At 70.5% G+C, this 12,531-nt stretch carries 10 protein-coding genes; 3 read left to right on the forward strand and 7 right to left on the reverse strand.

All coding sequences use genetic code 11. The annotated features are described in order from the left end of the window. Positions 1–92: 92 nt before the first annotated feature. From ACWIE7_RS14245 to ACWIE7_RS14255, 3 genes are all read right to left on the reverse strand, one after another. The gene (locus tag ACWIE7_RS14245; protein WP_454069603.1) at positions 93–578 is read right to left on the reverse strand and encodes a Dps family protein; all 486 of its coding nucleotides are present in this window, start codon (positions 576–578) and stop codon (positions 93–95) included. A gap of 113 nt (positions 579–691) precedes the next feature. Next, entirely contained in the window at positions 692–2,212 is a 1,521-nt protein-coding gene (locus ACWIE7_RS14250; RefSeq protein WP_454069640.1) for a catalase, read from the reverse strand. A gap of 88 nt (positions 2,213–2,300) precedes the next feature. Further along, entirely contained in the window at positions 2,301–2,747 is a 447-nt protein-coding gene (locus ACWIE7_RS14255) for a Fur family transcriptional regulator (RefSeq protein ID WP_454069605.1), read from the reverse strand. Between the two features lie 188 nt (positions 2,748–2,935). Here ACWIE7_RS14255 and ACWIE7_RS14260 point away from each other — a divergent pair, with 188 nt between their 5' ends. Next, on the forward strand, positions 2,936–3,814 hold the full coding sequence (locus ACWIE7_RS14260; protein WP_454069607.1) for a universal stress protein: 879 nt from the start codon (positions 2,936–2,938) through the stop codon (positions 3,812–3,814). Between the two features lie 76 nt (positions 3,815–3,890). Here the strand turns inward: ACWIE7_RS14260 and ACWIE7_RS14265 are convergent, their stop codons facing one another. The 3 genes from ACWIE7_RS14265 to ACWIE7_RS14275 form a co-directional block, all read right to left on the reverse strand. Further along, a complete protein-coding gene (locus tag ACWIE7_RS14265; RefSeq protein ID WP_454069608.1) occupies positions 3,891–5,486 on the reverse strand; it encodes a hypothetical protein in 1,596 nt (531 codons plus the stop codon). A gap of 100 nt (positions 5,487–5,586) precedes the next feature. Further along, positions 5,587–6,384, reverse strand: a complete 798-nt coding sequence (locus tag ACWIE7_RS14270; RefSeq protein ID WP_454069610.1) for a SurA N-terminal domain-containing protein — start codon at positions 6,382–6,384, stop codon at positions 5,587–5,589. A 77-nt stretch (positions 6,385–6,461) separates the two neighbouring features. After that, positions 6,462–7,571 (reverse strand): baeRF3 domain-containing protein, encoded by a 1,110-nt coding sequence (locus tag ACWIE7_RS14275; RefSeq protein ID WP_454069612.1) that lies wholly within the window; start codon positions 7,569–7,571, stop codon positions 6,462–6,464. A gap of 119 nt (positions 7,572–7,690) precedes the next feature. On the opposite strand from ACWIE7_RS14275, the gene ACWIE7_RS14280 reads away from it, so the two are divergent. Then, the gene (locus ACWIE7_RS14280; protein WP_454069614.1) at positions 7,691–9,373 is read left to right on the forward strand and encodes an MFS transporter; all 1,683 of its coding nucleotides are present in this window, start codon (positions 7,691–7,693) and stop codon (positions 9,371–9,373) included. Positions 9,374–9,618: 245 nt separating this feature from the next. Here the strand turns inward: ACWIE7_RS14280 and ACWIE7_RS14285 are convergent, their stop codons facing one another. Then, positions 9,619–11,706, reverse strand: coding sequence for an oxidoreductase (locus ACWIE7_RS14285; protein WP_454069616.1), 2,088 nt, complete (start codon positions 11,704–11,706; stop codon positions 9,619–9,621). Between the two features lie 136 nt (positions 11,707–11,842). Here ACWIE7_RS14285 and ACWIE7_RS14290 point away from each other — a divergent pair, with 136 nt between their 5' ends. Next, entirely contained in the window at positions 11,843–12,427 is a 585-nt protein-coding gene (locus ACWIE7_RS14290) for a CAP domain-containing protein (protein WP_454056912.1), read from the forward strand. Positions 12,428–12,531: the final 104 nt, after the last annotated feature.

Consider the following 12,531-nt stretch of genomic DNA (forward strand, 5'->3'; position numbering starts at 1 on the left):
GGTTTGGTCCAAACCGGGCGCGCAAGTCGAGGGCAGCCTCCCCGGGCCGGAGGGTTCCACCGGGCCGGGATAGGCCGGACGGGCCGAGCGGGTCAGACCGACTTGGCCTCCCACATCCAGTGCAGCTGCTCGAGTCGAGCGCTGACGCCGATGAGCAGATCCTCGGTCACCGGGTCGCCTCCGACCTTCGCGATGTTGGCGCGCAGACGTACGATCGTGGCCGCGAGCGCCTCGGTGATCACGCGGACGACCTTGTCATCGGAGGCGAACTCCGACGAGGCCTCGTCGAGCGCCGAGTCTGCGGCGACCGTCTTGGCGCGGCCGTCCGGGCTGACGCCCACGGCCGTGGCCCGCTCGGCGACCTCGTCGGTGAAGCCGCGCGCGTCCGCGACGAGCTCGTCGAGCGCGAGGTGCACGCTCTGGAACCGCGGGCCGACGACCGACCAGTGCGCCTGCTTGGCGACCAGCGACAGGTCGATCAGGTCGACGAGTGATTCCTGCAGGGCGCCCGACACGGCCTCCTGGTGCTCGGCCGGGACGAACGAGGTGATCGGACCATTCTTGGAATCGGTGGCCATGGTGGCTCCTCTCTGGCCCGGCGTATCCGGACCGCACGGTTCTCTACTTGTGTATCAACGCCCGACGGGAAGGGCCGATTCCTGCTCGGCCCTTCCCGTCGGTGTGACGCGTGTCAGTCGCGCAGGCGGTGGGTACCGCGCTCCGAGGCCTCGACCTTGGTTTTGATGGCGGCGCCGAGGTCGGGGTCGACCGCGGTCCAGTAGGCGTACACGCGCGCGAGCAGTTCCGTCTCCGACGGGTCGATCGCGCTCACGTGGCCCGCGACATTGTTCTGCAGGCGCTCGCGGGCGGCGTCATCCATGACCTCGCGGTACAGGGTGGTGGCCTGCGCCTGGTCGGTGTCCTCCGCGTGCGGCTTGACGTCCCCACGGAAGATCTCGGAGCCCTCGGCGTCCCAGGCGCCGAAGTCGTAGGCCTTGGCCGGGTCGGCGGTGGGCCCGTCGATCGAGTTGGGGTGGTACTCGGCCACGGCCGGGTGGTTGAACTCGTACTGCATGTGGCCCTCCTTGGAGTAGGAGTTGACCGGGGACAGCGGCGAGTTGACCGGCAGCTGCTGGTAGTTGGCGCCGATGCGGTAGCGGTGGATGTCCGGGTACGCGAACACGCGGCCGAGCAGCATCTTGTCGGGCGAGAAGCCGATGCCGCGCACGATGTTGGTGGGCGCGAACGCGGCCTGCTCGATCTGCGCGAAGTGGCTCTCCGGGTTCCGGTTGAGCGTCATGGTGCCGACCTTGCGCAGCGGATAGTCCTTCTGCGACCAGGTCTTGGTGAGGTCGAACGGGTTGAACCGGTAGTTCTCCGCCTCGTCCACGGGCATCACCTGCAGGTGCAGGTCCCAGGAGGGGTAGTTGCCCTCGCGGATGTTCACCCAGAGGTCCTCGCGGTGGAAGTCGGCGTTCTCGCCGTCCTTGCGCTCGGCCTCGTCCTGGGTGAAGAACTCGATGCCCTGGTTGGTCTTGAAGTGGAACTTGACCCAGTGACGCACGCCCTCGGCGTTGATCATCTGGTACGTGTGCGAGCTGAACCCGTCCATATGACGCCAGGTCCGCGGGATGCCCCGGTCGCCCATGAGCCAGGTGACCTGGTGGGTCGACTCCGGGCTCAGGGTCCAGAAGTCCCACTGCATGGCGTGGTTGCGCAGGCCGGAGCCGTTCTTGCGGCGCTGCGAGTGGATGAAGTCCGGGAACTTGATCGCGTCGCGGATGAAGAAGATCGGCGTGTTGTTGCCGACCATGTCGTAGTTGCCCTCTTCGGTGTAGAACTTCAGGGCGAAGCCGCGCGGGTCGCGCCAGGTGTCCGGGCTGCCCTTCTCGCCGGCGACGGTGGAGAAGCGGGCGAGCATCGGGGTCTTGACGCCCTTCTGGAACAGTCCGGCGCAGGTGATGTCGGAGATGTCCTCGGTGGTCTCGAACTCGCCGAAGGCGCCGGAGCCCTTGGCGTGCGGCAGTCGCTCGGGCACGTTCTCGCGGTTGAAGTGGGCGAGCTTCTCGATGAGGTAGAAGTCGTGCAGCGGCTGCGGGCCCTGGCGGCCGACCTGGGCGCTGAACTCGTCGTGCGGAACCGGCACGCCGCCGTCGGTGGTGGTGGGTGCCTTGGGCTCGATGTTGCGTACGCCGCGGTCGGCGGGGTGCATGGTCACGTCTGTGGCTCCTCATGGGTTGGGTGGAGTGGTGAGGTGGTCGGGGGTCCCAGCCTGTGACGCCTGGGATGTGGTCTGTGTCTCAGTCTGCGACGAGAAGGGCCTCGCTCGCCCGACATTCGGGACATATGCCCCAGTAATTGACCTCGGCTTCATCTATCTGGAAGCCGTGATCGTCGTCCGCCGTCAGGCACGGGGCGTGCCCGACAGCGCAGTCGACGTCCTCGATGCGGCCGCACCGGCGGCAGACGAGGTGGTGGTGATTGTCGCCCGTGCGCCGCTCGTAGCGCGCCGGAGATCCGGCGGGCTCGATTCGGCGCATCAGCCCGGCGTCGGTGCACACCCGCAACGCGTCGTAGACGGTCTGGGTGGACACAGCGCCGAGCCGCTCGCGGACGTGGGTGGCGACGTCCTCCGCCGCGATGTGGGGGTTGGTGCCGACGACGACGAGGACCGCCAACCGCGGAGAGGTGACCCTCAATCCGGCGTTGCGGAGCCGCTGCTCCGGACCTTGCATCCCTGTCGTCATGGCCATCACCATAGTCGACAATCTGGAATTAGTCCAGAATTGGAGGCAATCGCTTCTACGATCTTCTCGCGGACGTTCCGTGCCCGGTGGCGGTGTCGAAGTGGGCGGTCGTTGTCGTCGTCGCCCCTCCCCGCGCCGTGGGCGCCGACTAGGCTGGCCCGCGACCGAAGCCACTGCAGGAGGACGCCATGTCGGAGACCGCTGACTACACAACACCGCAGGCCACCGCGGGGCCGGTGGTGTGCGGCTACGACGGCTCACGAGACGCCCGGCGGGCCGTCACGTGGGCGGCTGAGTGGGCCCGCAGCCACGATGTGGCGCTGAACGTGATCTCCGCCGACCGGGCGGTCGGACGCGTGGTGGCGTTCGACGAGACGGCCCGCGCGAACGTCGAGGGGGCGATGCGTGACCAGCTCGCCGAGCTCACCGCAGGCGTGCAGGCGTCGTTTCGCGTGATCGCGGACAGTCCCGTGGGCGCGCTCATCGAGGCCGGCCGGGGCGCGTCGGCGATCATCGTGGGCAGCCGCGGGCTCACCGCGCGCGAGGACTTCGCCATGGGCTCCACGTCCGCAGGTGTAGTGGAGCACGCGGCCTGTCCGGTCATCGTGATCACGCCCCGGACGCCGGAGAGTCCCAGCAGCGGACCGGTCGTACTGGCCGCCGACGGCTCGAAGGCCAATGACCCGGCCGCGGCGTTCGCGTTCGCCGAGGCGCAGCGGCGCGGCACGAGCGTGCGGGCCGTGCACTCGGTGGAGGTTCCCAAGCTGCCGGGGGCATCGCTGTTCGACCTCGACACGCTGGCCGAGAGCGTGCTCGCCGAGGACGAGGAGCAGGTCCTGAGCGCCCTGGCCCCGCACGAGGCCCGGCACCCGGGGGTCTCGCTCGAGCTGATCCTGGTGGTGGGAGATCCGGCCACCACCATTGCCGACGAGGCCGACGGCGCGTCGCTGCTGGTCACGGGATCGCGCGGTCACGGCGGTTTTGCCGGGCTCCTGCTCGGCTCGGTCAGCCGGCGCCTACTGCAGACCGCGCCCTGTGCTGTCGCGGTGATCCGCCCGGCCGACTGAGCCACCGCGTCACCTCATCATCCGACCGGCCGACTCCCCTGCCGAATGCCGATTGACCTGCGAAGTCGCTGGGTGGTCAGGCGGGGCCGATGCGGAGCATGCGGGTCAGGGTGGGCTGCCACATCACGCCGGGCGCGTCGCCCCGGGAGGCCAGCGTGCCGGTGAGTTCCATGGGCTCGTCCAGCGGGGCGTGGCCCATGAACGTCCGCATGACCTCCTGGCCGGTCTCGATATCCGTGGAGGTCGCGAACACCGGGCCGAACTTCTGCGCCAGCCCTTGGTCGAGCAGTTCCTGGCCGGGCACCGGACCCGGCAGAGAACCGAGAGCGGCATCCGCCACGGCCGGGCCGTAGGCCATCGCGTGGATCTGGCCGTCACCGGTGGTGAGCTTGGGCAATGAGGCCGTTCGGGACAGTGAGGTCCAGGCGCGCGAGCAGGTCCCGTCCGCGCCCGACCCGTTCACATCCACATCGATGCGGGTCATGCCGCCGGTGTACGGGGCAGATGGCGGCACCGCCGGGCCGTCCACCGCGAACGGCGGGTACTCGAATCCATAGGTGTTGACCAGCACCAATGCGTCGTCGAACGCGATGATCGAGTTCTCCGTGGCCGCGGGCCCGCCGATCAGCACGCCGTCCGCCGCCGCCGTGGACGGGTCGAGCGTCGTGGCGAACGCCGACATCCGGCACACCTCGGATCCGTCTGCTTGACGCAACACGATGAGGTCGGGGCGCTCGGAATCGTCGGTGATCGCGATCAGCCCGTCGTCCGGCCCGAAGTACGTCGGTGTGGTGCCGGACCCGTAGGCCAGCAGGCCCGGCTTGCGGCCAGCCCCCACCTCGTAGCCGTGCCGCCAGCGCACCACCGGCATGCCGTCGGCCTCGGAATCGATCTCGTAGAGCGCCCGGGTGGTGATCACCGACGCGCCACCGGGGCGGACCGTCAGCCCGTTGGTGATCCGCTCGCCCGCGGGGAGTGCGAGGAAACGCAGCCCCGGGTCGTTGTCGTCGTCATATCGGCTTCCGTCCCCACCCTCGAGGCCAGCACCCGCGGGACGCACGGTTCCCACCACGCCGTTCGACGTCGCGAACCACACGCGCCCGTCGAACGCGGGCATGAGGCCGGTGATCGCGTCACCCTCCGGCACGGCCGGCGACAGATCGGCCAGAACCTCAACCGTCATCCGCCACGGCCCCTCGGCGGCGCGTTCGTGCCCGACGGCGAGCAGGCGGCGGTTGCCGTCGGCCACCACCACCCGGTCGCGGTCGTCGAGGTAGCCGTACACCCCGCCCAGCAGAGCGCCCTTGGCCAGCTGCACCTCCGCCAGCACGTCGGCCGTGTCCGGGTGGAAGAGCTTGACCGTCGGCGCCAGCGGAGTGGGCGGGTTCATACCGACGTAGGACGTGCACAGGGCGACCGGCATGCCGTCGGACCCGATGAACACGGTCGAGCAGGTGGCGCCGGTGAGCGACGAGGTGATCGCCGGGTTCACGCCGGGGCCCCGGCCGGGCAGCGTGTCGGTGGACGCGGCGTCACCGTGGACGGTGGCCGTGCCGGCGGGTCCGAGGCCGGGTGGTGACGCCGCCTGCGCTCCGGCCGCCGGCGCGTGGAGTATCGCCACGCTCGTCGCCATCGCCACAGTCGCCGCCAGGGCCCGCCGCACTGTCCGCATGGGCAGATCCCATCACGGCCGGGACCGCGCTGGCTGCGACTTGCTCCACTTCGTGCGGGTGTAACGCGGCGGCGGCACCCCCGCACCCCGACAGCGCCTTCTACAGGTTCACCGTCACGTCCGCGCCCTCGCGCAGCTCGTCGGACATGGTCTGCATCTGCTCGGCCCGCTTCTCGGCCCTGAGCTGCTCTTCGACCTGCGGGCGGACCTGCTCGAGCGGCGGGAGCTGCTGGGCGCCCGCGCCACCCTCGGCGCCGCCCATCATCGACTGCTGCTGCGCCACCTGGTCGTAGGCGGCCTGGACCTCGTCGTCGCTCGGGGAGAACTCGCCGTACTCCTCCGTGATGAGCTTCTCCACCCGCAGCTGCTTCTCGATCTGGTCCATGACTCCGGCACGGTCCATTCCCTGCTCGCCCATCTTGGCCACGAACTCGTCGGTACTGACCTGGTTGGTGTCGGCGAACTCCTGGAGCGAGGCGTCCTTCTCCTCGTCCGAGACCTCGATGCCGCGGTCGGCGGCCTCCTGCTCGAGCAGCGCGCTGCCCACGAGCCCCTCGATGGACAGCTGCCTGATCTGCTCCTCGTCGACCGGCTGGCCGGACATCTGGGCCTGCATCGACATCTGCTGATACTGGCCCTCGAGCACCGAGACGAACTCGGCCTTGGTGATCTCCTCGCCGTTGACCACGGCCACCGGGTCCGGGATGTTGCTGGTGTCCGGGCCCTGGCCCTGCGCGGCAGCGCCGTCGGCACCCTCGCCCTGGTCCTGGGCGGCCTGCTCGGTCGCGGCCTGCGGTTCGGGCTGTGCGGTGTCGCCGTCGCCGGGCGCACTGCAGCCCGCCACGATGAGCACGGACCCCGCCGCGGCCACTGCCAGCCGCCATTTCTGCTTGAGCACACGATCTCCTGACGTTGATGGGTGCATCGGTCCGCCGAGGCTACACATCGGAGTTAGGCGGAGCCTGTGCACGCGCGTCAGAACCGCAGGATCGCGCCCTCCGCCACGTCCTTGGGCAGCGTGTCCACCACGAGCACCGTGCCGGACGTCGCCAGCACCTGGCCGACCGCCGAATCCAGGTCGTCGGGTGCGTGGTCGGCGGTGCAGCGGCGTCGGGTGAGCAGCAGGGTGTCGACCCGGCCGTCGCGGGCCGCGTGCAGGATGTCCGAGCCTCCGCCGGCGAGGGCGCGCCCGGCGCCGATCGCGTCACCGAACCGCTCCGCGTCGGCCTCGGACCGCGCCCGCAACGCCGGGTGGACGATCGCCCAGGCCCGTTCGTGCAGCTCATCCGGCCGAGAGGTGTCCGGGTTGCCGGCCACCGCCTCGCCGAGCAGGTGCGGGTAGGTCAGGTGTTCGCGCAGCGTCGGCAGGTATTCGGCCACCGCCGCCACCACGACGGGCCGGCGGTCGTTGGGTTCCAGCACCTCCCCGAGCCCCTGCGCGACCTGCCGCAGGAACTTGTCGAGTTGGACGCCCCCGACCTCGGCGCCGGTGCCGTGACTGTGCATGACGCCCCCGCCGCCGGCGCCGAAGTGCTGCTGCTGATGTGGGGGCGGGGTGGTCTCGCCGCTGATGTCCTCGATCGAGGCGGGGATGGACCCGAGGTCGATCTCGCGCATGGTGGCGAAGGTCGCCTCGAACAGGCTGACCTTGTTCTGGCTCAGCGCGAGCAGCAGGAAGTCGTCCTGGTGCATCCCCGCGGACACCACCGGCAGCACGGCCAGACGGTCGCTCACGTACGCCACCTCGGGGAAGTCGATGGTCAGCCGGTACGCCCGCCAGAATCCCTCGGCGGCGTACATCGCCAGTCCGTCGGCGAGGTAGCGCCAGAACTCGTGGTCCTCGAGCAGGGCGACCAGCGGACCGAGGATCTCGGCGGCCGCCTCCTCGCTCGCGCCGTTGGCCTTGAGACCGGCCTCGGCGTCCTTGATCAGGGCCTTGGCGCGGATTGGGTTCTCGCGGACCTCGGCACCCCCGCGGGCGGTGGGCATGTAGATCGACACGGCCGGGCCGGTGACGTTCCCCAGCTCGGCGAGATCGGCCTTGGTGATCGAATCGGCTTCTGCGGTGCGGGTGATATCAGCCATGACCCGACGCTACTGACGTGTCCGGTGGGCCGCGACCGGTTCGCCGGCCGGGCACGTGCGCTCTTCGTCGTCGTCGTTCCCGGGGCCTCTCCGTGACCCGCGCGGCTACCATCGCGGGCGTGACCGATCCGCCTTCGACCCCCGCCGACCGGCGCCCGACGGCGCCCGCGGGTCAGCCCGCGGTGAGCTCGGCGCGGATCCTCGTCACGCTCATGGTGCCGCTGTTCATGGCGCTGATCGCGCTGTCGGTGATCAACGTGGCGCTGCCGGTGATCGGTGACTCGCTGCAGGCGGACTCGAGTGGCCTGCAGTGGGTGGTGTCCGGGTACGCGCTGTCGTTCGGGCTGCTGCTCGTGCCGTCGGGGCGGCTCGGTGACGCGACCGGCCGCAAGCGGATCTTCCTCGCGGGCATCGCCGTGTTCATCGTCGGCGCGGTGATCGCGGGGTTCGCCCAGGGCATCGAAATGCTCAACGCCGCCCGCCTGGTCCAGGGCGTCGGCTCGGGCATGCTCAACCCGCAGACGTTCGGCCTCATCCAGAAGTACTTCCGCAAGGAGGCCCGGGCTCGGGCGTTCGCGACCATGGCCACCACCGTGTCCGTGGCCACCGCATCGGGACCGCTGGTGGGCGGGCTGCTCATCCAGGCGCTCGGCGACAACCTGGGTTGGCGCGCGATGTTCCTGGTCAACGTGCCGCTCGGCGTGCTCGCCTTGGTGCTGGGGTACCGGTGGTTGCCGGACGACCGGCGGATCCCGACCCCGACGGGCGAGGACGCCGGGCGCGACGTCGGACTGTCCCGGGCCCGCGCCGGGGCGTCGGCGCGGCTGGACGACGACCACGACGGCCGCGGCGACCACGGCCACGAGGACCACGACCACGACCACGACGACGACGCGGCTGCACTCGCGGCCGATCGCGCGATCGCCTCGACTGCGGCCCGCGCTCCTGCCACCAGGCCGGCCCGTCAGCGCCTGGACCTGGACCCGGTCGGCATCCTCCTGCTCGGCGTGGCCGTACTGACGATCATGCTGCCGTTCCTGGGCCGCGAGACCCCGCCCGCGCTCTGGGCCCTCGTGCCCGCCGGACTGGCGCTGCTCGGGGTGTTCGCCTGGTGGGAGCGTCGCTATGAGCGGATCGGTCGGCCCCCGCTGGTCAATCCGGATATCTTCCGCGACGCGGGCTTTCGCAACGGCATGGTGATCGTGTCGATCTACTTCGTGGGCGGCACGAGCCTGTGGATCGTCATGCCGCTCTACCTGCAGTTCCATTTGGGTTATGCGCCTATCGATTCGGCGTTCATCAGTCTGCCCGCCTCGATCTGTGCGGCTGTGTCAGCACAGGTCGCGGGGCGGTTCGTGCTGCGGCTGGGGCGGCGGATGGTGGTGGCCGGGTTCACGCTCACCATCTGCGCGCTCGTGGCGTTCATCGTGCTGGCGGGGTTCGTCGAGTCCGGCGCGCTGCACTATCTGGTGTTCATGGTGCCGGCGGCGTTCGTCGGCACTGCGCAGGGCATGACGATCTCGCCCAATCAGACGCTCACGCTGCGCGCCGTGGACCCCGCGTACGGAGGCGTGGCCGGCAGCATCATCTCGCTGGGCCAGCGCATGGGCACGGCGGTGGGCACGGCGATCGTGCCGGGCGTGCTGTTCGGGATCGTCGCGGCGAACGGCGACTGGCTGCTGGCGTTCCGTGCGGCACTCGGGATCATTGCCGCTCTGGCCGCGGGGGCGCTGGCGTTCAGCATCGTCGACCGTCGCCGCGAGGTGCGGGCCGACCGGGAAGGCGCCGGGGCCCCCAGCTGACCCTCCCGCCGCCTGAGCCCCGCCGGCTCATCGTCCCCAGGCCCTCCGCCCCGGGGCCCTCCCCCGCGGGTTGCAAGGCGCCCTCCGCCCGGGCCCTCCGCCCCCGGTTGCAAGACATCGCCGCCGATCTGCAAGACATCTGGTGCGATTCAGCGCCCGGAAATCGCCTCATTTGTCTGGCAGCCGGGAGTCGCTGTCTTGCAACCGGGCGGGGATGCGCACGCTTGGCGAACTTAGAGGCATTCCTAGAGGGTCGCGGCGAGTTCGACGCCCTGCTTGATGGCCCGCTTGGCGTCCAACTCGGCGGCCACATCGGCCCCGCCGATCACGTGCACCCGCGGCACAGCCCGGGCGCCGCCCTCGGCACGGGAACCACCCGGCTCACCGGATAGCTCATCGGCGAGATCGCGGACCGACTCCTGCCCGGCGCACACCACGACCGAGTCGACACCGATCAGCTTCGGTCTGCCCTCCGAATCGAGGATGTGCAGCCCGTCGTCGTCGATCTTCACGTACGTCACGCCGGTGTACTTGTGCACGCCGCCGGCGTCGAGTTCAGCGCGATGCACCCACCCGGTGGTCTTGCCCAGGCCGCGGCCGATCTTCGAGGTCTTGCGCTGCAGCAGGTGCACCTCATGCGCTGGCTGATCGAGCACGGCGGTCCCCAGGCCGGCGCGTTCGGTCGCGGGGTCGACCACTCCCCAGCGGCGGCTCCACGCCTTGACATCTGTGGAATGGCCGTGTGGCTCGCGCCCGTCGATCGCGATCCCGGGGCCGCCCGCGAGCAGGAACTCGGAGACGTCCACGCCGATCCCGCCGGCCCCGATCACCGCCACCCGTCGGCCGGGGGCGCGTTCGCCGGTGAGCAGTTGCGGATAGGTCATGACCATGGGGTGGTCGACGCCGGGCAGATCGAGTACGCGCGGGCGGACGCCGGTGGCCACCACGACGTGGTCGAAGTCGGCCAGGTCGGAGGCCTCGGCGCGGCGGCCCAGGTGGACGGGCACCTCCAGCACCTCGAGGCGGCGACGGAAGTAGTCCAGCGACGCGGCGAACTCCTCCTTGCCGGGCACGCGCATCGCGTAGCGGAACTGCCCGCCGAGTTCGTTCTCGGCCTCGAAGACCTCCACCGCGAGCCCGCGCGATGCGGCGGCCTCAGCGCACGCGAGCCCGGCGGGCCCGGCGCCCACCACGGCCACCCGGCGACGGGCGGGAGCGACGGTGAGCAACAGTTCCGTCTCGCGGCCAGCGCGCGGGTTGACCAGGCAGGAGGCGCGCTTGTTCGCGAAGGTGTGGTCGAGGCAGGCCTGGTTGCAGGCGATGCAGATGTTGATCTCGTCGGCCCGCCCCTCGGCCACCTTGGACATGAACGCCGGATCGGCGAGCAGTGGCCGCGCCATAGAGACGAGGTCGGCCTGCCCGGCGGCGAGGATCTGCTCGGCCAGGTCCGGGGTGTTGATGCGGTTGGAGGCGATCACCGGCACGCCGACGGTCTCCTTGAGCCGGGCCGTGCGGTCGACGAACGCGCCGCGCGGGACCGAGGTGACGATGGTCGGGATGCGCGCCTCGTGCCAGCCGATCCCCGTGTTGAACACGTCCACGCCCGCGGCCTCGAGGCGCTGCGCGAGCTCGGCCGTCTCCTCCCAGGTCTGGCCGCCGTCGACGAGGTCGAGCAGGCTGATGCGGTACTGCAGCAGGAAATCGGCACCCACCTCGTCGCGGACGCGGCGCACGATCTCCTCGGGGAAGCGCATGCGCGCGCTCGCGGTACCGCCCCAGGCGTCGTCGCGATGATTGGTGCGGGCGGCGAGGAACTGGTTGATGAGGTAGCCCTCGGAGCCCATGATCTCGATTCCGTCGTAACCCGCCCGCCTGGCCAGGCGCGCCGCGCGCACCCAGTCATCGATCGTGCGTTCCACCCCGCGCGCCGACAGGCCGCGGGCCCGGAAGGGGCTGATGGGGGACTTTGACGACGACGACGAGCGCACGAACGGCTGGTATCCGTACCTCCCGGCATGCAGGACCTGCAGCAGGATGTGTGAGCCCTCAGCGTGGACGGCGTCGGTGAGCGTGCGGTGCTTGTCTGCCATGCGGCGCGAGGCCATGATCGACCCGGCCGGCAGCAGCCACCCCTCGACGTTCGGCGCGTATCCGCCGGTCACGAGCATCGCAGCGCCGCCGCGGGCACGCTCGACGAAGTAGGCCGTGAGCTCGGGCAGATGCCTGCTACGGTCCTCGAGCCCGGTGTGCATCGACCCCATGACCAGGCGGTTGCGCAGAGTGAGGGGTCCGACGGCGAGGGGGCTGAGAAGGTGCGGATGGCTCGTGCTCATGGCCCCCATTGTGCCGGTCCGCACACTGTAACGAATGTGACTCCTGTGACGAATGATGCGTAAGTGATTCGGCGGCTCTAGAGTCGAGCACCAGTGACCCATCCGGGTCCGGCAGCCGCCCAGGAAAGGACATCACGTGCGTCACCCGATCCGTTCCGCCGTCGTCGCGGGAACCTCCGCCCTCCTTCTCACGATGGGCGCCGGCACCGCCGCAGCGCAGAGTTCGTTCGGGCCGACCGCTCCGCTCTCGGTGGACCTGGCAGGGATCGCCGCGCTGTTCGGGCTCGCGGCCGCCCCGGCCGCGCCGGGAGACCCAGCCCCCGAAGAACAGTCCGGCCACCTCGCCGCGATACCCGACGAGATCAACCAGAAGGCGTTCGCCGGCACGGTCGTGGCCGGCATCAACGAGGCGCGGACCGCCGTGGGCGCGGACCGGCTGACGACCTCCCCCGCCCTCGAGTCCGACGCCCTTGACCGCGCAGGGGAACTGGCCGCGGGCGGTACGGCGACCGGCGACCTACCCGTGCCGGACGCCGTGTCGACCACAGACCGCACCACTCTCACCCTTCCGGCCCAGGCCACGCCTCCGAATGTTCTCACTGCGCTCCTGGCCGACACCGGCATGCGCGAGCGGATGCTCGACGGCGAGTTCACGCAGGTCGGAGCGGGCACGGCGACCGCGGACGACGGTTCCATCCACGTGGTGCTCGACTTCGCTTAGGCCCCAGGAACAACGCCCAGAACCTGAGTGGCCTCACGCGGTACCAGATTCCGTGCGCCGACCCCCGCGGCAGTCCGTCGCCCAACTCGGGACGCCCCTGGCCG

Source organism: Dietzia sp. NPDC055343 (genome assembly GCF_053645265.1).